Raw genomic sequence first — 18,291 nt, 5'->3', positions numbered from 1 at the left:
TTCCCCGCCGCCCCTCCGCCCGTCAAGGGACAGGGCGGATCGGGGGGCTCGCTCGCTTCTCAGACCCTGCGCTCGTAACCCTTCCAGTAGCGCTCCCGGATCTTCTTCTTGTCGACCTTCCCCAGGTTGGTCAGCGGGATGGCATCCCAGAACTCGACCGTCTTGGGACAGATGAGGCTTCCCTTGCGCTCCTTCACGAAGTTGATCAGATCCTTCTCCGTGGCGGTCTTTCCTTCATGGAGGACGACGATCGCTTTGACCGCCTCTCCCCATTTCTCGTCGGGAACTCCGATGACCGCAGCACCTTTCACAGCGGGATGCTCGAAAAGGACGTCCTCGATCTCCCGCGGGAAGATGTTGAATCCGCCGCTGACGACCATGTCCTTGGAGCGGTCCACGATGTAGAGGAACCCCTCCTCGTCCATCTTCGCCATGTCGCCCGTCCAGAGCCAGCCGTCACGGATCGTCTCTGCGGTGGCCTCGGGATTCTTCCAGTAGCCGCTCATGACGTTGATGTGCCGGCAGACGATGTCCCCCACCTCCCCCTGGGGCACGTCCTTCCCGTCACCGTCGACGAGCCGGACAATCGCCGGAAACGTGGGCCTTCCGCAGGAGCTGAAGATCTGCCGCTCCCGCTCCGGGTCTTTGATAACGTGCTCCTCCCGGGGCAGGGCGCTGATCATCATGGGCGCCTCGGTCTGGCCGTAGAGCTGCGTGAAGATGGGTCCGAAGGTATTGATGGCCTGCTTCAACCGCTCCGGGGCGATGGCGGCGGCCCCGTAGACGATGTTCCGGAGGCTCGAGACATCGTACTTCCCCCGGTCCGGATAATCGAGCAGGGCATAGATCATCGTGGGCACCACAAACGTCGATGTAACCCCGTACCTCTCGACGGCCGCGAGAAAACTCTTGGGATCGAACCCGTCGAGGATGACGCAGACCCCGCGGCGGATCATGATGGGAATCATCAGGCAGCCCCCCGCGTGGGTGAGGGGTGTCGCGAAGGCGAACGCCTCGTCATAGCCGAAGCCCAACTCCAGCATCTCGGTGATGTACGTGCCCGTCCAGGCCCGGTGGGAGAGCATGACCCCCTTGGGAACGCCCGTCGTTCCTCCGGTGAAGTAGATCCCCGCCAGGTCTTCCTCGTCGATGTCCACGAGCGGAACCTCCGGAGGATGGTCCTTGATCAGCGTCTGGAGGTGCAGATGGCCTTCGGCGATCTTTTCATGGTCCTTGCTGATGCAGATCAAGTGCTTGACGGTCTTGAGGCGGGGAAGCATCTCCATCACGCGGGACGCCATCTTCTCATGGTAGATCAGGGCTTTGCATTCCGCGTGGTTTATCATGAATACGTGGTCGTCGTTGGTCAGCAGGACCGCCAGGGGCACCCGGATCACGCCGATCTTCGCCAGGGCATACTCGCAGGAGATGTACTCGGGACAGTTGGCCATCAGGAACGCCGTCGTGTCTCCCTTTTTCAGCCCCAGCTTCGTCAGCGCGTTCGCCAGGCTGTAGGCCGCCTTCTGCATGTCGTCGTATGTGTACGATTCGTCATGGTACTTCATGGCCACCCGGTGCCTGAAATTCATGACGCACCGGTCATACAGCTCTCCGACCGTCGTGCCGAATATCATCGCTCAACCTCCTCTGTTTTCACCCCGGCTTTCCTTCGGCCGAAGGCTTCCCGTTTGTCCCGGTTCTGTTCCGGACCGCGCGGGCCGGTCCCCCGGCCCCCTCCATGGAGGGCACAGCCGCAGACCCTGCCGGCCTCCCGCCTCCAGGCTCAACTCTTGTAAAAGTTCCTGCCGTAAAGCTTCCCGCTCAACCCGGTCAGGTCGGCCCACTTCAGCGGCCCTCCCTTGTCGGCGGGAAAGCCGATCCCCCAGACGGCGCCGATGTCGACGGCCCGGGGCCCTTTGACGACGCCCTTGTCGAGCAGTTCCTTCCCTGTCTCCACAAAGGGCAGAAACAGCATTTCCTGGAGGGACTCGACGCTCATTTCCTTCTTCAGCCCCTGCGGATTGACAAGGGGAAGCGCCTCGGGATCGACGGCCCCTTCCTTCGTGTAAAACCCTTTTCCGTTCTTGTTCCGGCCGAAGCGGCCCGCCTTGTAGATGTTCTCCAGCGCCATCGGCGCCTTCCGTCCCAGGGACTTGGTCAGGACCAGGTAGGACACGTCGATCCCCACCTCGTCGGTGAGACGGATCGGGCCGACGGGGAGGCCGAACCGCATCATTGCATCGTCCACGGCATCCATGGGCACGCCCTCCCCCAGCAACTCGTATGCCTTGATGAAATAAGGAAATAGCATGGCGTTGACGACGAAACCAGGATTATCGTTGCAGATGATGGGGCGTTTGCGCAGGCCTGCGGCGAAGTTCAGGAGATCGTACACCGCCTCGTCCGTGGTCTCCTTTCCCCGGATGATCTCCAGGAGCTCCATGCGCCAGACGGGGGAAAAGAAATGGGCCCCAAGAAAGCGCTGCGGAAACGTCACGCTCCGGGCCAGCCGGTCCACCGGCAGGCTTGATGTGTTGCTGACGATCAGGCAGTTCTCCGGCACGGCCCGGCAGAGGTCCCCGTAGACCTGCTCCTTTACGGCGGGATCCTCGAAAACCGCCTCGATGACGAGATCGACGTCGGCGAAATCGGCCGTCCATTCCGACACCGGCTTGAGCAGCCCCATGAGGTCATCGACGGATTTTTTGAGCTGGCCCTTCGCCGCCATGCCCTCCAGGATTTTTTTCACAAAGGCCATCCCCGGCTCCATGGCCTCGGGGAGATCCTTTACCACGACCGGTACCTGGAGACGCCGCAGCATGTCGATGACAATCCCCCGTCCCATGGTGCCGAAGCCCAGCACGGCCAGTTTCTTCAGGGGCCGGGGATGGAACCCTTTGGGGATCATGGTCAGAGGCTTGTCCGAATAGGTCTTCAGGAAGAAGGTGTTGATGGAGCCTTTGCATTCCGGCGTCGCCAGGACCTCGAGAAAACACTCCGTCTCGATCTTCAGCCCTTCCGCGAGGGAAGCGCACTTCAGTCCCTCCTCAACGGCCTTGATCGCAAGGCGGGGCGCCGGCAGGTCCCGGCCCCGGGCGGCCTTCCGGGCGAGGGCGCGGGCCGCGGCGACGGCTTCGTCCAGGCCGGAGAGGTCCGGCGCGCTTCTCCGGAGCAGCGATGCATCCCGGCCGATCTCGTCTGCAAAGGCTTTGGCCCGCTCCAGGAGATCCTCCTTTTCCGGGCAGACCCGATCCACCAGGCCGAGTTCCAGGGCCCTGCCGGCGGGAACGACGGCCCCGCGGACGATCATCTCCAGGGCTCCCAGACCGATCAGTCGGGGCAGGCGCTGGGTGCCGCCGCCGCCCGGGATGACTCCGACGTTGCACTCCGGGAGTCCGATCTGCGTCCGGGGACCGTTCGCGGCGATCCGGGCTGTCATGGCCAGGGCAAACTCGTAGCCGCCTCCCATGCAGGGGCCGCTGATGGCGGCCACGGTAGGGACGCCGAGGTTCTCCAGGCGGCCGAACAGATCGTTGAAATGGGCCAGACGGGAACGGAACGCCTCGATGTCCGTCTGCTCCCCCAGCATGTCCAGGTTGGCACCGGCATGGAAACCCGTCGCCTTGCCGGAATAGAAAACCACCGCTCGATAGCGCGACCGGTCCTTCTCCAGTTCCGCCAGGGTCTCCTCGAAGCCGGCAATGGCCTCGTTCGTCCACGTGTTGACGGCCTCTCCCGGCACGTCGATCCGGATGACGGCGATGCCGCCCTGATCCTCGCTGGTAAACGCCTTTCCCATGTCCTTCATCCTTTCACGTTTCGGGATGCCGGATGGCCCGGACCGGAGACGATCCGGCACCCCGAAATCGGTTTATTTTTTCTCCTGTTCCGCCAACAGCCGCCGCAGGACCTTTCCCGCCCCGCTCTTGGGCAGACCGTCCGTGAACGCGATCGAGGCGGGCACCTTGTAAGCCGCCATCTTGTCCTTGCACCAGTCGATGATCTCCTGCTCGGTGACCTTGCCCTTGAAGTCGGGTTTCAGGACGACATAAGCCTTGGGCTCCTCTCCCCGGTAGGGATGGGGAACACCGATGGCCGCCGCCTCGGCGACCGCCGGGTGCTGGTACAGGAAGGCGTCGATCTCCGCCAGGAAGACGGAGAACCCGGAGACCTTGATCATCTCCTTGGCCCGTCCGACGATGCGGAACCAGCCGTCCTTGTCCACCGTAACCATGTCCCCCGTCATGAGGTACCCGTCGGGGGTGATGGTGTTCTTCGTCTGCTCCGGGGCATTCCAGTAGCCCTTCATGACGCAGGGTCCCTTGATCCAGAGCTCGCCCTCCTCCCCGATGCCGGCTTCCTTGTCCGGCGTGGCGGGATGGACGATCTTCACGTCGTGCCAGAACACGGGGCTGCCGATGGTGCCCGGCGAGAAGTTCTGGCAGTTGTTGCCCACGATGCCGCCCGTGCACTCGGAGAGGCCGTAACCCTCCACGATGTGGGTCCCCGTCAGCTCCTTCCAGCGCTTGTGGATCTCCAGCGGAACCGGGGCGCCGCCGGAGAGGACGAAGCGGAGGGACTTCAGGTCGTAGTTGCCGATGATGGGCAGGTTGCAGACGGCCACGTTGATGGGCGTGATGGTGACCCACCCGGTGACCTTGTATTTCTGGATTACGTCCAGCATGGGCAGGAGGTCGAACCGGGCGAAGAGGATCAGGGTGCTCCCCACCGCCAGCGCCGGGTTCATGGCAATGTCCAGGCCGGTAATGTGAAACAGGGGCAGGATGATCAGGTGGACGTCGTTCTCCGTGTACTCATAGTAATGGCGCACCGCCAGATTGTGGACCGCCATGTTGCCGTGGGTCAGCATGGCCCCCTTGGGGGATCCCGTCGTCCCCGCCGTGTATTGGAGCAGGGCCACGTCGTTTTCCAGGTCGATCTCCACCTTCGGCGGATTGGCGGGTGTCTTCTCGATGAGGCTCTTGAAGTCGATGGTGCCGGGAATGCTCTTCTTCTCCGTGGACATGGAGGCGTGCAGGGGGATCGTCGGCTTTTCCGGCAGATAGTCGGCGAAACTCGTGACGAGGATGTTCTTCAGTCCGCATTCGCCGATGACAGGCTCCAGGACGGGCCAGAAGAAGTCCTCCATGATGATCGTCTCGACCCCCGCGTCCTTCAGCTCATGAACGAGTTCATCCTGTTTGTACATGGGGCTTACGTTCACGACGATGCCGCCCATCTTCAGGATGCCGTAGAAACCGATGACGAACTGGGGACAGTTCTCGAAGTAGAGGCCGATCCGGTCGCCCTTCCCGAGGCCCATGTTCACGAGGGCCGTGGCCAGGCGATCGGTGGCGTCGTCCAGTTCCTGGAAGGTCGTTTCATGTCCGTAAAACAGGATGGCCGTCTTGTCGGGCCGGATCTTCGCCTGCTTGCGGATCAGTTCAAAAATAGGCTCCGTGGGAAGGGGGGGGACCAGGGGGTCCTGCTTGGGCCAGTTTTGTTCCCAGTTTCTCTGCATCGTTCCTCTCCTTTTATCGATGGTGAATCCCCGTTACTGTGGCAATCCATCCCTCGCCGCCCGAGTGCCTCCCGGGTATGCCTTTGGTATTGGTCCCCCCGCACCCGTCCGGCCGATTCCGCATCTTTCCTCGCTTCCGCTTGCCGCGTTTCATCCCTTTCCGTCGTTTTGCCGGTAATATTTTACCCCCTCCAGCGAAACGACAGTGTCAGGGGCGGCGTTACATCCCCAGGACCTTGCTGAGGATGTTCTTCTGGATCTGGGACGTCCCCCCGCCGATGGCCAGGATCAGGATGTCCCGGAAATAGCGCTGCATGTCGTGGGTCATGAGAGAACCAGACTCCCCCATGACGTTGATGCCGCGCAGGCAGATCTTCTTTGCCGTCTCGGCGCAGAAGTACTTGGACATGGAGGTCTCCAGGACCGGCTGCATCCGCTGCACCTCCTTCCAGGCGGCGGAATAGGCCAGCTGCCGCATCGCCTCCAGGTCCGTGGCCATCTCCGCCAGGGTGTGCTGGAGGGACTGGGTGTCGGTCCCGGCACTCCGCTTGATCTTTTCGGCGGCGAAAGCCAGGGCGTCCTTGACGGCCGCCTCGGCGATGCCGATGCAGCAGGACGACAGGACAAGGCGCTCCTGGTTGAGGAGCTTCATCTCCTGTTTCCAGCCGTTGTTTAAACCTTTCTCGCCGCCCAGGATGTCCTCGGGGAGTACACGAACGTTGTCGTAGTTGACCTCGCAGGTGTTGGAGCCGTGGTAGCCCAGCTTCTCGACGGGGCGCGTGCTGTATCCCGGCAGCTTCGTGTCGACGATGAAGGCGGTGATCCCGTTATACTTGGATTCGCTCGTCCGGGTGAAGGTGACGGTATAGTCCGTCACGCCGGCGCCGGTGATGAACATCTTGTTGCCGTTGATCACCCAGCCGCCGTCCTCCGGGACGGCCTTCGTCCGGATGCTCGCCGCATCGGACCCGGCATTGGGCTCCGTAAGGCCGAAGCTGAACATGATCTCGCCCTTCGCCAGCCGCGGGAGGTACTTCGCCCTCTGCTCGTCACTGCCGTTTACGGTGATGATCTCGTTGCCGTAGAGGAGGATGTTTCCCAGTGCCCAGGAAAGGACCGCCAGGCGCTTCGAGATCTCCTCGAAAAGGATCATCAGGTCCAGGACGTCGCCGCCCTTTCCGCCGTATTCCTTGGGAATGTTGATCCGCGCCAGGTCCAGGTCGCAGAATTTCCGGACAAGGTCGTGGGGAAACTCGTCCCGGCCGTCGAAGGCCCGGACCCACTCCCGGGGCATCTCCCGCTCCACGAAGTCGCGGACGGTCTTCCTGAGGGCGTTCTGCTGTTCCGTAAAGCTCAAATCCATCGCACCGTCTCCTTTTCCGCTCGGTCTCCCCGATCCATCAACCCGCCTGGGGCCGCCGGTGCATGAGGAAGTTCATGTCCAGGGACATGACCTTTTCGTCACGCTGGTTGCGGACTTCGTAATGCCAGACCTGGAATCCCTGGACCGGCTTGGCCGTTTCCTTTTTCTCCTTCACGGTGATGTGGACCGTGATCGTGTCGCCCAGCTTCACGGGAGCGAACATGCGCATGTTGTCCGTCCCCATCCAGGCGATCATGGCCCCGCCCTCGATCTTGGCCTGCGCCGCCAGTCCCACCGCGAGTCCGAAGATCAGCGGGCCGTGGGCGATCCGCCCCTTGAAGACGGTCTTCTGGGCGTAGACCTCGTCGGTGTGGAGCGGATAGAAGTCCATGGTGAGGCCCGCCCAGTTCACCACGTGGGTCTCCGTGACGGTGATCGACGGGGTCTGGAAATGGAACCCCGGGTCGAAATCTTCCCAGTACTTGTCCGGCATGGCTTTCTCCTTTCCCTTTACTTCGCCGCGGGGCGGAACTTGGGCAGTTTGAAGTCGTCGTTGAGCTGTTCGAAGACGACCTCCACGGGCATGTCGCAGCGGACATCCTCGGGCTTGCAGCCCACGATGTTGGTCAGCATCTGCACTCCGCCCTCCTCGAGCCGGACCACGGCAACGACGTAGGGCATGTCGGCGATGAAGGCCGAGGGGGCATTGCTCTCGACGACGGTGTAGGTGTAGACGGTTGCCCGGCCCGAGGCGGGGACCCACTCCACATTGTCCGAAAAGCAGTGGGGGCAGGCGATCCGCGGATAGAAGATGTATTTTCCGCAATCCGTGCACTTCTGGATGATGAACCGTTCTTCCTTCGCGGCATCCCAGAAGGGTTTCGCCCAGGGGTTCACCACGGGTACGGGTTTCTTCGGTGCGTCCATGTCGTTCCTCCTCTCTAAGGGATCTCTGTTCCGAGAATGGACACCTGGGCGTCCATGTACGTCCCGCCCACGGCCGTCTCCACGGCGAAGCGGGCGTTCGGCACCTGGCGATCCCCCGCCTTGCCCATGAGCTGCCGGGCCGTCTCCACCAGGAGCGCCACGGAGCCACCGGCTCCCGTGTGGCCCTGGGAGAGCATGCCGCCGTTGGTGGTGCACGGGATCCTGCCTCCCGGCCACGTCTCTCCCCGGAGGAAGATTTCCCCCGCCTCGCCGCGCTTGCAGAAGCCCAGTTCCTCGAACCCGATGATCTGGAAGATGGGGTACGAGTCGTAGATCTCGGCGAGGTCCATGTCCGCCGCGGTGAGTCCCGCCTCCTCGAAGGCCATCCGGCCCGCTTTTGCCCAGCCGAACCGGGATACATCGGGCTCCTGGGAATAGACGAAATGGGTGACCACTCCTCCCTCTCCCAGCAGATAAACGGGTTTCTCCACGAGGTCCCGCGCCCGCTCGGCCGAGGTCACGATGAAGGCCGCCCCGCCGTCGAAGAGCATGTTGGACTGCTTGGCCCGAAGCGGCGTGGAAAGCATCTTGGACTTGACGACCTCCTCGATCGTGAGGGGCTTGCGGAAGAAGGCGTTCGGATTCAACTCCGCCCACTTCCGGTTGGAGACGCAGACCGCCGCCATGTGCTCGTCGGTGCAGCCCGTCTCGTACATGTAGCGCATCGTCGAGAGGGCGGTCACCGCGGAATAGTGCTGGCCGTAGGGAACCTCCCACTCGGCGGAGATGCCCGCCGTGGAGAATAGGTCGATGGCCCCCTGGGCGGTGACACCTGTGCCCAGCTTATCCGCGTGGACGAACAGGATCATCGACGCGGCGCCGCTGTAGATCAGGGCCGCCGCGATCTCGAGGGCGCAGGTGCTGCTGGAGCCACCGGCGAAGATCTGGCAGTTCTTCTTCACGTTCTTGAGGCCCAGCTCCTCGGCGATGCGGCAGGTGACGAGCTCCGTGTTGAAGGCGGGGCTGTAGAGGGCTCCCGTCGGCATGACGTAGTCGATCTCGTCCTTGTCGATCCCGGCGTCCCTGATGGCCATCTTGGCCGAGGCCATGCCGTGGTAGATGGCCGCCGTCTCGGGGAAACGGCCTGTCGGCACCTCGCCGATCCCGACGATGGCGACCTTTCCTTTCAGCTTGCTCATGCTTTCCTCCTTGCTTCGCGTCGTGCCGAGAACCCGCCGCTGACGGACCCGCCGGTCTGCGCGGCCGCTCCTCCACTGCGAGACGTCCTGTTTCCCGTGATACCCGGGAGTCGGCGGGCGGGGGAAAGGGTCCCCGCCCGCCGCCCGGTTACTTCTTGATGCCTGCCAGATTCTCGGCGATGCCCTTGCACCGGCCGATGATCTTCCTGGCTTCCATGAAGATCGTCATCCGCTCGGCGAAGGGTGAGCCTTCGCCATGGAGGCAGATCGTCTCCAGGTCCGCCGAGGTGATCCGGCGGATCAGGTCGAACATCCGCAGCCGGTCCTCCGTCGGAACGGAGGCCTTCCCCTGCAGGTACTTCTTGATGTCTGCCTGGGTCTCGGGATTCTGCCAGTCCTTGTAGGTCGGCGCCGTCACGAGGAGGCCGCCGGCGAGGTCCTGGATGATCTCGCAGACCTTGTGATAGTTGTGGGCGAAGTGGTACTTGGCGATGTTCGTCGTGATGGGGTTCGGCACCGGGATCCCCGCGTGGTTCACGAAATCCAGGCAGGCCGACCGCGACAGGGCCGAGAGGGTCTCCAGGTAGATGACCAGCTCGGTGATCTTCTCCCGGACGTGGGGGGCGTCGCTCACGCCGTTGTAATCCGCGATGGCCACGGCGACTCCCAGCAGCTGCTCGCTCAGCGGGATGCGGTAGGCGCAGCCCGTACGGCGGTGCATCAGCGCGAAGTTGTAGACCATCGTGGCGGCCATTTTCCACTCGCCGCACAGGAAGACCCGGTCCCAGGGAACGAAGACGTCGTCGAAGATGATCAGGGAGTCCGTGTGCATGCGGCGGAGGGGACTCTCGAGGGGGAACTCCATATCGCTGATCCGCCCGTGGAAGGGCCGGACGATCTGGCGGATCCCCTTGGTGTTCGCCGGGATGGCGAAAGCGATCGCGTAGGGGGCGTCTTCCGGCCCGCTCATGGCCCGGCAGGGGATGACGAAGAACTCGTTGCAGTAGGCCGCCCCGGTGATGTGGACCTTGGCGCCCCGGACGATGACGCCCTCGTCGTTCTTGTCGACGACCCGGACATGGAAGTCCGGGTGGGCCTGGCCCGCGTCGGAGGGCCGGAGCTTCCGGTCGCCCTTCACGTCGGTGACTCCGGCGACGACGCACTTGTCGGTCTTCTTCAGGTACTTCCGGTAGTTCTCGATCCGCTCCAGGTAAACCTTCCCCGCATCCCCCATCGTCCGAGCGGTGATGGAGATGGCGTTCATCGCGTCGGCGCCGATGTCGTGGGCCAGGGGAATGTAGCCGTCGCCCAGCTCCGTCGCCTTGATGATGAGCTCCAGGTGCTTGAGCAGGTCCTCGCCGTTCTTCGGCACGTGATTGTAACGGCTGATGTTCTCTCCCAGTTCCTCGTCATAGACGAGGGCCAGATCCTTGTATTGCGGATCGTGGGCCATCAGATAATCGACGGCAACGGTCTCGACGCAGGCCATCAGATCGGGATCCGTCGCCACGTTCTCGATCTTCCGGCCCTTGTAGTAGACGATACGGCCGTCGTTCAGACTGTCCCTGTACTCCTGCGCTGTCATCAAACCCATGTCGATTTGCCTCCTTGATTTGGTCGGCCTCGTCGAAGGCCGGTCCCCGATCCTCATTTTCAGCCCGCGGGGCCGGGCGCTTGGTTTTGACCGCTAAATGGATCCGCCGCCGTCGGCCACGAGAATCTGGCCGGTCATGTAGGACGAGGCGTCCGAAGCCAGGAACAGGGCGACCCTGCCCACCTCTTCCGGCTGGGAGATCCGTCCGAGGGGCGTATGGCCCATCTCCTGCTTCAGCAGGGGCTCGTTCGTCCAGAGGGCCTGGCTGAACTTGGTCTGTACGACGCCGGGGGCGATGCAGTTGACACGGATGCCGTAGGGCCCCAGTTCCTTTGCCATCGCCCGGGTCAGCATGTTGATGCCGGCCTTGCTGATGCAGTAGAGGCCGAGGCCGATGTCCGGCGACACGCCGCCTACCGAGGAGATGTTGATGATGTTACCGCTCTTCTGGCCCTGCATGATCTTGCCGACCAGGATGCTCGTCATGGTGTAGCCCTTGAGATTGGTGACCATAATCTGGTCGTACATCTTCTCTTCCATGTCCACGAGGAGCCCCATGCCGGGATTCGTGGCGGCGTTGTTTACCAGGATGTCGATCCGTCCGAACTCGTTCTTGACGGTCTCCACCATGTTGCGGATGGCCTCCATCTCGCGCACATGGGCTGAGACGGCCAGGGCGCGCCGCCCTTTGGCGCGGATCTCCTCCGCCACTTTCTCCAGGTCCGGCAGTTTCCGGGCGCTGACCGCCACGTCCGCCCCCGCATCGGCCAGGGCCAGAGCGATGGCTTTGCCGATCCCGCGGCTCCCGCCCGTTACCAGGGCCACCTTTCCTTCCAGGGCCAAGTAAGAAGTATCCAAAGCTGTTCTCCTTTCTGCGTAGATTTGCCTGTTGGTGGGCGCCGGCAGCAGGCCCGCCCCCGTTTGAACGGCTGAAGACCGATGGACGGTCACGCATCTCAATTTTGCAAGATCGATGCCATCCTCTGGAACATATATAGCTTATTTATATCGCACACTTATCATAGCACAGAGAGGTACGGTCCCACCTCCTGCACAACATGTTGCGCAGGACCACCTGCATGTTGTGCGTACCCACCTTCGGGAAGTGCCAAATCCGTCCGGCGGCACCGCGAGCCCGAAAAGGAGAACGGTTTGAAACCAATCCTTGCCGGCGACAGCCCCCGCGCCCCGGCAAAACAGAACTTCGCGGGGGCGCGGCCGGGGGTTTCCAGAGGAGCAATTGGGACGCCCCTGTCGGAAGTATAGGGCGGGCTGTTCAAAAATGCCCGGATGCAAGGCCCCCGAAATCCTGAGCCATGAGTCGTACCCTTTTCGGTACGTCGAATGGCGAAGGATAAGGGAAACGCAGCAGACGGGTATTTTTCAACAGCCCGTCCGGAAAAGTTTCCGCGACGGCGGCACGCCCCCGTTACAGCCCCCGCGCCCCGGATAAACCGAACTCCGCGGGGGCATGAGAATCAGCGGTTTCCCGCAAGCGTGCCGCCAAGGAGTAGGACCGCCTCGACGTAGGACGCCGCCATCTCCCGGACGATCTCCCCGGCGGGGCGGATCTCCTCCGTCTGGGCCACGCTGCGGCCGGCGCTCCAAAAGTCCCGCCAGCGCTTCGAGGCGGGGTCGGGCCGCTCGTCGAAGGCCCGGATGCTCTCTTCCAGCCAATTGGCCGGGTTTCCGGTGATCCGGTCGCTCGCGACGATATCGTCGGGATCGGCCCTGACGACGGCATCCTTGTAAGCCTCCGCCGCCCGGGCCTCCGGGGTGGCGATGAGCCGGGTCCCCACGACGACGCCGCAGGCTCCGACGGCGAGGGCCGCCGCCATCTGGGCGCCGGTGCTGACGCCCCCGGCGGCCACGACGGGCAGGCCGGTCTTTGCTTTCAGATAGGGAACGAGAATCATCGTGGGGGTCGTCCCGGAATGCCCGCCCGCGGCGGAGCCCACCGCCACCAGGCCGTCGACGCCCTTCTCACCGGCACGGACGGCCTGGCGAAGCGAAACGACATCGGCGAAGACGACGCCGCCCTTTCCATGGACGGCGTCGAGGATCAGCTGCGGGTCTCCCAGGGAGGTCAGGAAGAAGCGGACGCCGTAGTCCAGGCAGACCGCCAGTTGCTCACGCCAGTCAAACTTGCCCGACAGGTGGATGTTCACCCCGATGGGCCGGTCGGTGGCGCGACGGACCGCCTCGAGCGACTTCCTCAGGTCGCCGACGGTCCGGAAATTGGGCAGCGGAAGCGTCCCCAGCCCTCCGGCCATCGAGACGGCCGCCGCCAGTTCTTCAAAAGAGACAAGGAACATCGGCGCCCCGATGATGGGGTAGTCGATGCCCAGCATCTCCGTCAGTTCCGTCCGGATCGCCGCCGGCGCTTCCATCCCCTCCCCCCCTTTCCGGCCCGTGTCACAGCGACCGCCGCCGGTTTTATCCTGTCTTCCGGCTGTCCGTCTTTACCATCTCCCCGGACGGGCGGCCGGACGTCCGCAATCCGCCGGCGGGCGGAGGGAGACTGCGTTTCCGCCTGCCCCCACCGCCCGGTCCGTCTTCTAGCGCGGCGTTTTCGGCTCCCGGATCGGATCGACGATGACGAAGCGCTTCTTCTTGCCGTCGGCCTTCAGGATCAGGCTGGAGAAGCTGCTGACGTGCCGCTTCGGCCCGAAGGTGATGTCCGGACACAGACCGCCCATGTCGTGATTGCGGATGCTCTCCAGACCTCGGACGAAGGTGTCCGGCGTCAGGTTGGGGCCGGCCTTCCGGAGCCCCTCGACAAACGCCTCGATGTAGCCCCAGGCGGCCAGGTAGAGATAGTCCGGATAGGCGGGGTTTCCGAGGGTCTTCTGCACGTTGCCGTACTTCGCGTTGATCTTCTTGATCCGTTTGATTCCCGGGAGGTCCATCCAGCCCGGCGCATAGGGCGTCACGAGCATGTAGCCGTCGGCCTGCTCCCCCGCCAGGGCGAAAAGGGGCGGAACCCCCGTGGTGTTGTTGGAGATCAGGCTGACGCTCCAGCCCATCTTCGCCCTCTGTTTGATGATGGCCGCCGACTGGGGCAAATAGGTCCACAGGACGATGGTGTCCACCTTTGCGTCCCGCATGGCGTTCATGTGGGGGGTGAAGTCGATCGTTCCCGTCTTGTAAGGCGCCTCCTTCACGAGGGCCGTCTTTTTGAAGGCCGCCGCCGCACGGGCGCCGTCCAGGCCCTCCCGGCCGAAGTCGTCGTCCTGGTAGATGATGCCGATCCGCGCCCGCGGATTCTTCTCCAGGATGTATTCCACCGCCCGGGTCGCCATGTCGAACTGCGCCGTGTGAGGCACGAAGACCCACTTGTTTCCCGGCTGGTAGAATTTCTTGTTCGCCCCGTGGGGCATGAGGACGGCCCTGTTTTCCTCGCAGAGCGGCACGATGGCGCTGGCGCCGGCGCTTCCCAGGTTGAAGGCAATGGCAAAGACGCCGTCCTTCAGGAGGACCTTCCGGGCCGCGGCCATGGTCGTGCTGGGAAGGATGCCGTTGTCCTCGACGATCAGGTCGATCTTCCGGCCGTGAACGCCGCCTGTGTCGTTGACCCAGGCAACATAGTCCCGGAAGGCGTCGGCCACCGGGGGCCCACCGTATTTGCCCGGCCCGGACAGATCGACCAGACAGGCGATCTTGACGGACTTGTCCGCGACTCCCCGCACGTCCGCAGCCCATGAACCGGCCACGACGATCAGGCCGATCAGCAACCCCGCCACGAGGGCGGTCAAGACAGTCCTCTTTTTCATGGTATTCCTCCTTTTCCTGGTTTGACCCTCCGGCCCGCCCCCCGGCCGACCGGAAAGGCCCGGTTTCCGAATCTCCCGCGGCCTCAGTAACGGAAAGGCCACGTCTTCCAGTACGTCTTCGCCCGCAGGTAGACCCCGAAGAGGCCCCGCGGCTCGAAGAGAAGCGTAAGGACGATGATGAGCCCGAAAATCCCCAGCTTGAAATCCACGATCAGACCGCTCAGGGCCGGATGGCTTTCCTTGAAGAGATCGACCGCATAGGTGATGCCGTGGGGAATCCCCGAGATCAGAAGCGCGCCCAGGATCGACCCCAGGATGGTGCCGAGCCCCCCCAGGACGATCATGGCGATGTAGGCGAGGGAGAGGGAAAGGTCGAAAAGACCCGGCACGATCCATTTCTGGTAGTGGGCGGCAAGGCAGCCGGCCGCCCCGGCGAAGAAGGCGCTGATGCCGAAGGCCATGATTTTGTACCGGGCCAGCGGGATTCCCATGGCCTCCGCTGCGATGTCCCGGTCCCGGATCGCGCAGAAGCTGCGGCCGATCTTCGTCCGGGAGATGTTCTTGGCTGCCAGGACCGCCGCGACCGAGAGCGCGAGAAGAACGAAAAACACCTGCCGCTCCGTATCGGCGGTGAATCCGCCCAGGCCGATAGGCGGCACGGGCAGCCCCCGGTCTCCCTGGGTCAGGTCCCAGTGGAAGAGGACGTACTCGACGATGAAACCGAAGGCCAGGGTGCCCAGAGCCAGGTAAAGCCCCTTGAGCCGCAGGGACGGGACGCCGACGACCATACCCAGGAGCGCCGCCATGCATCCCGACAGAGGGAGGGAGAGCGCAAAGGGCAGGCCCAATTCCCCGGTGAGCAGGGCCGTCGTGTAGGCCCCGATGGCCAGGAAGGCCCCGTGGCCCAGCGAGATCTGTCCCGTGTATCCCGTCAGCAGGTTCAGGCCGAGCGCCCCGATGACGGCGATGCAGATCTCGCTCAGGATGCTGAGCTGGTAGCGGTTCAGGAAAAACGGAACCGCGATGAGGGCCAGGACGAGAAGGACGAGCCACGCCTTCACCCAGAGATTCGGGAGCAGGGCCATGTCGGCCCCGTAGCTTGTCTTGAAGGATCGCCCCATGGCGTTACACCCGCTCCACCTTTTTCCGGCCGAAGAGGCCGTGGGGACGGATCATCAGAACCAGGATCATGATCGCGAAGGCAGCCACGTCCTTGATGTCCCCGAAATGAAAGTTCCCCAGCTCCATTCCGCTGAGATAGTTCGCCGCCAGGCTCTCGACGATCCCGATGAGGAGCCCCCCCAGGATGGCGCCGCCGAGGCTCTCCATCCCGCCCAGGATGGCCGCCGCCATGGCCTTGATCCCCGTGTGGCTCATGGAAAGGCGGACGAAGCTCTGCTCCGCCAGGAAGATCCCGGCCACGGCGGCCAGCACCGCCCCGAGGACCCAGGCCAGGGCGTGAATCCGCCGTACGTTGATCCCCATCAGGCCCGCCGTGTCGGCGTCCTCCGCAGTCCCTTTCATGGCGATCCCCAGGAGCGAGCGGTTGAAAAAGAGGAGGAGCAGGAGGAAGAGGAGGACCGAGACAGCGATGGTGTAGAGGGATCCCTGGGATACGACGAGGCCCCCTACGGCCGCCGTCCCGTCGGTGAACGGGGAGACGATGGAATAGACATCGTGCCCCCAGAGGAAACCCGCCAGGGAGGTGAGGATGCAGGCCAGCCCGACGGTGACCATGATCGTGGAGAAGACCGGCTCTCCCACCATGCGCCGGAAAAAGACGACGTCGACGACGGCCCCCAGGACGCCCGCGGCGGCCAGCGCAAGGACGAAGGACAGGACATAGGGAAGCTGGGCCAGCGTGGCAAAGGTATAGCAGAGGAAGGCCCCCGCCATGGCCAGTTCGCCCTGGGCGAAGTTCAGGATGCCCGTGGACTTGAAGATCATGACGAATCCCAGCGCCAGCAGGGCGTAGATCGCGCCCATGGACACCCCGTTGAACACGATCTCCAGCACCTTCTCCATCCGTACCCCACGCCTTTCCGGCCTTCCGGCCTCCGGGCTTATCTGCCTGCCTGCGCCCCCGGTTCTTTTTTTCCCGCTTCGCCGTACATCGATTCGATCTCCCGGCAGAACCGCTCGTCGATGATCCTCCGCTTGACCTTCTGCGTAGCCGTCACTTCCTCGTCATCCTGGTCGAGTTCCTTGATGAGGATGTGGAATTTCTTGACCCGCTCGACCTGGGCGAGGTCCTCGTTCACGGCCTCCACCTCGTCCCGGACCAGCCGGTAGACGTCCGGGTTCTCCGCCAGGCTCCGGTAGGTCGTGTAGGGGATCCGCTTCCGCTGGGCCCAGTTGCCCACGTTGTCGTAGTCGATCTGGACCAGGGCGGTCAGGTACTTGCGGCCCTCCCCGACAATGACGGCTTCCTTGATATAACTGCTGCACTTGAGCCGGTTCTCGATCTCCGAGGGGGAGATGTTCTTGCCCCCGGAAGTGACGATGATGTCCTTCTTGCGGTCCACAATATAGAGGTGGCCGTCTTCGTCGAACTGGCCGATGTCGCCGGTGTGGAGCCAGCCGTCGCGGATCACGTCGGCTGTGGCGGCCTCGTCGCGGTAGTATCCGGCAAAGATCGAGTCGCCTTTCAGCAGGATCTCGCCGTCCGCGGCGAGGCGGCACTCGAGAGCCCGGCAGGGCTCGCCGACAGATCCGTCCTTGATCCGGCCGTGGGGGCCTGTCGCCCCGCCGGATGTTTCCGTGAGCCCGTACATCTCGACGGTCCGGATTCCGAGGGACCGAAAAAAGGCCAGGATCTCCGGCGCGATGGGCGCCCCGCCGCTCATGATGCACCGGCAATGGGCAAGGCCGATCCGGTCCCGTAGCGGCCGGTAGCTCCAAAGGTATCCCAGGGCATAGGCCAGGCGCAGGAGCGGAGGAAGCGGCCTGCCGCCCATGCGATGCCCGGCGGCAGCCTTCCCCGCGGGCTCCCAAAGTCGGACCTGGAGCCGCTTGAAGCGCGTCGAGTCCTCCATTTTGATCCGCACCGTCGAATGGATCTTCTCCAGGATCCGCGGCACCGCAGCGAAGAAGGTGGGAGAGATCTCCCGGAGGTTCTCCTGGACGGTGTCGATGGACTCGGCGAAGTTGACCGTGTAGCCGAGGACCAGGGGCATCGCCATGGCGAGGTTCCGCTCGAAGATGTGGCAGAGGGGAAGATAGGACAGGATCGAGTCCCGCTCACCCAGGTGGAGCACCGGCTGCAGGGCGTGGAGGATCTGGTGGACGATGTTGCGGTGGGTGATCATGGCCCCCTTGGGTGCGCCGGTGGTGCCCGAGGTATAGACGATGAAGGACACGTCGTCGGGCCGCGTCCGGGAAACGGCCTCGGCAAAGGCCCCGGGCGCCCGGCCGGCCGCCTCCCGCCCCGCCTTCTCCACCTCCGCGAAGGGAACGATCCGATCGTCGGGGTGATTCCGGAGTCCTTTCATGTCGATCACGACGATCTTTGCAAGGAGCGGCAGCCGGTCCGCCACGAAGAGGACCTTGTCGGCCTGCTCCTGGTCCTTGACAACGACGAACCGGGACCGGGAGTGGTCAAGGATGTAGCGCACCTGCTCCGCCGAGTTGGTCGGATAGACGCCAACGGAGACGCCCCCCAGACTCTGAATGGCCAGGTCGGCGATCACCCATTCCGGGCAGTTCTCTCCCAGAATCGAGGCATGGTCGCCCTGCTCCATCCCCAGCTTCGCCAGCCCCGCCGCCAGAGCCCGCACCCGTGCCAGATAGGTCCGCCAGGAGATCTCCTGCCAGATTCCCTTGTGCTTGTGTCTCATGGCGACGCGGTCGCCGTAGCGCTCCGCCTTTTCCAGGAGCAGCCGGGGCAGGGTCGTATCCGTCGTTTCCATGTTATC

At 63.7% G+C, this 18,291-nt stretch carries 14 protein-coding genes; all 14 read right to left on the bottom strand.

The annotated features are described in order from the left end of the window. Positions 1–59: 59 nt before the first annotated feature. The 14 genes from HPY65_04680 to HPY65_04615 all read right to left on the bottom strand — a co-directional run bounded on the left by HPY65_04680 (position 60) and on the right by HPY65_04615 (position 18,285). The gene (locus HPY65_04680; protein ID NPU83764.1) at positions 60–1,634 is read right to left on the bottom strand and encodes an AMP-binding protein; all 1,575 of its coding nucleotides are present in this window, start codon (positions 1,632–1,634) and stop codon (positions 60–62) included. Positions 1,635–1,783: 149 nt separating this feature from the next. Then, positions 1,784–3,799 (bottom strand): hypothetical protein, encoded by a 2,016-nt coding sequence (locus tag HPY65_04675; GenBank protein ID NPU83763.1) that lies wholly within the window; start codon positions 3,797–3,799, stop codon positions 1,784–1,786. Positions 3,800–3,871: 72 nt separating this feature from the next. Continuing rightward, positions 3,872–5,521, bottom strand: a complete 1,650-nt coding sequence (locus tag HPY65_04670; protein NPU83762.1) for an AMP-binding protein — start codon at positions 5,519–5,521, stop codon at positions 3,872–3,874. Between the two features lie 220 nt (positions 5,522–5,741). Beyond that, entirely contained in the window at positions 5,742–6,884 is a 1,143-nt protein-coding gene (locus HPY65_04665; GenBank protein NPU83761.1) for an acyl-CoA/acyl-ACP dehydrogenase, read from the bottom strand. A gap of 37 nt (positions 6,885–6,921) precedes the next feature. After that, a complete protein-coding gene (locus tag HPY65_04660) occupies positions 6,922–7,377 on the bottom strand; it encodes a hypothetical protein (protein ID NPU83760.1) in 456 nt (151 codons plus the stop codon). A 17-nt stretch (positions 7,378–7,394) separates the two neighbouring features. Beyond that, on the bottom strand, positions 7,395–7,811 hold the full coding sequence (locus tag HPY65_04655; GenBank protein ID NPU83759.1) for a Zn-ribbon domain-containing OB-fold protein: 417 nt from the start codon (positions 7,809–7,811) through the stop codon (positions 7,395–7,397). 14 nt (positions 7,812–7,825) lie between these two features. Then, a complete protein-coding gene (locus HPY65_04650) occupies positions 7,826–9,010 on the bottom strand; it encodes a thiolase family protein (protein ID NPU83758.1) in 1,185 nt (394 codons plus the stop codon). A 148-nt stretch (positions 9,011–9,158) separates the two neighbouring features. Next, positions 9,159–10,604: a hypothetical protein gene (locus tag HPY65_04645; protein NPU83757.1), complete on the bottom strand. Its 1,446-nt coding sequence runs from the start codon at positions 10,602–10,604 to the stop codon at positions 9,159–9,161. 93 nt (positions 10,605–10,697) lie between these two features. Continuing rightward, a complete protein-coding gene (locus HPY65_04640) occupies positions 10,698–11,462 on the bottom strand; it encodes a glucose 1-dehydrogenase (protein ID NPU83756.1) in 765 nt (254 codons plus the stop codon). Positions 11,463–12,082: 620 nt separating this feature from the next. Then, on the bottom strand, positions 12,083–12,955 hold the full coding sequence (locus tag HPY65_04635; protein ID NPU83755.1) for a nitronate monooxygenase: 873 nt from the start codon (positions 12,953–12,955) through the stop codon (positions 12,083–12,085). Positions 12,956–13,162: 207 nt separating this feature from the next. After that, positions 13,163–14,377, bottom strand: a complete 1,215-nt coding sequence (locus HPY65_04630; GenBank protein ID NPU83754.1) for an ABC transporter substrate-binding protein — start codon at positions 14,375–14,377, stop codon at positions 13,163–13,165. An 83-nt stretch (positions 14,378–14,460) separates the two neighbouring features. Further along, positions 14,461–15,498 (bottom strand): branched-chain amino acid ABC transporter permease, encoded by a 1,038-nt coding sequence (locus HPY65_04625; protein ID NPU83753.1) that lies wholly within the window; start codon positions 15,496–15,498, stop codon positions 14,461–14,463. A gap of 4 nt (positions 15,499–15,502) precedes the next feature. Continuing rightward, positions 15,503–16,402: a branched-chain amino acid ABC transporter permease gene (locus HPY65_04620; protein ID NPU83752.1), complete on the bottom strand. Its 900-nt coding sequence runs from the start codon at positions 16,400–16,402 to the stop codon at positions 15,503–15,505. A 38-nt stretch (positions 16,403–16,440) separates the two neighbouring features. Continuing rightward, entirely contained in the window at positions 16,441–18,285 is a 1,845-nt protein-coding gene (locus HPY65_04615) for an AMP-binding protein (protein NPU83751.1), read from the bottom strand. Between the last annotated feature and the right edge of the window lie 6 nt (positions 18,286–18,291).

This window comes from Syntrophaceae bacterium, assembly GCA_013177825.1.
GTDB lineage: Bacteria > Desulfobacterota > Syntrophia > Syntrophales > PHBD01 > PHBD01.
The sequence above is the reverse complement of the archived record's forward strand: the minus strand, read 5'-3'. Positions and strand labels throughout refer to the sequence as shown.

What these genes read in the sequence shown, in the direction of transcription:
- HPY65_04680 (NPU83764.1), bottom strand. Translation starts at nt 1,634, where the DNA reads ATGATATTCGGCACGACGGTCGGAGAGCTGTATGACCGGTGCGTCATG.
- HPY65_04675 (NPU83763.1), bottom strand. Translation starts at nt 3,799, where the DNA reads ATGGGAAAGGCGTTTACCAGCGAGGATCAGGGCGGCATCGCCGTCATC.
- HPY65_04670 (NPU83762.1), bottom strand. Translation starts at nt 5,521, where the DNA reads ATGCAGAGAAACTGGGAACAAAACTGGCCCAAGCAGGACCCCCTGGTC.
- HPY65_04665 (NPU83761.1), bottom strand. Translation starts at nt 6,884, where the DNA reads ATGGATTTGAGCTTTACGGAACAGCAGAACGCCCTCAGGAAGACCGTC.
- HPY65_04660 (NPU83760.1), bottom strand. Translation starts at nt 7,377, where the DNA reads ATGCCGGACAAGTACTGGGAAGATTTCGACCCGGGGTTCCATTTCCAG.
- HPY65_04655 (NPU83759.1), bottom strand. Translation starts at nt 7,811, where the DNA reads ATGGACGCACCGAAGAAACCCGTACCCGTGGTGAACCCCTGGGCGAAA.
- HPY65_04650 (NPU83758.1), bottom strand. Translation starts at nt 9,010, where the DNA reads ATGAGCAAGCTGAAAGGAAAGGTCGCCATCGTCGGGATCGGCGAGGTG.
- HPY65_04645 (NPU83757.1), bottom strand. Translation starts at nt 10,604, where the DNA reads ATGGGTTTGATGACAGCGCAGGAGTACAGGGACAGTCTGAACGACGGC.
- HPY65_04635 (NPU83755.1), bottom strand. Translation starts at nt 12,955, where the DNA reads ATGCTGGGCATCGACTACCCCATCATCGGGGCGCCGATGTTCCTTGTC.
- HPY65_04630 (NPU83754.1), bottom strand. Translation starts at nt 14,377, where the DNA reads ATGAAAAAGAGGACTGTCTTGACCGCCCTCGTGGCGGGGTTGCTGATC.
- HPY65_04625 (NPU83753.1), bottom strand. Translation starts at nt 15,498, where the DNA reads ATGGGGCGATCCTTCAAGACAAGCTACGGGGCCGACATGGCCCTGCTC.
- HPY65_04620 (NPU83752.1), bottom strand. Translation starts at nt 16,402, where the DNA reads ATGGAGAAGGTGCTGGAGATCGTGTTCAACGGGGTGTCCATGGGCGCG.
- HPY65_04615 (NPU83751.1), bottom strand. Translation starts at nt 18,285, where the DNA reads ATGGAAACGACGGATACGACCCTGCCCCGGCTGCTCCTGGAAAAGGCG.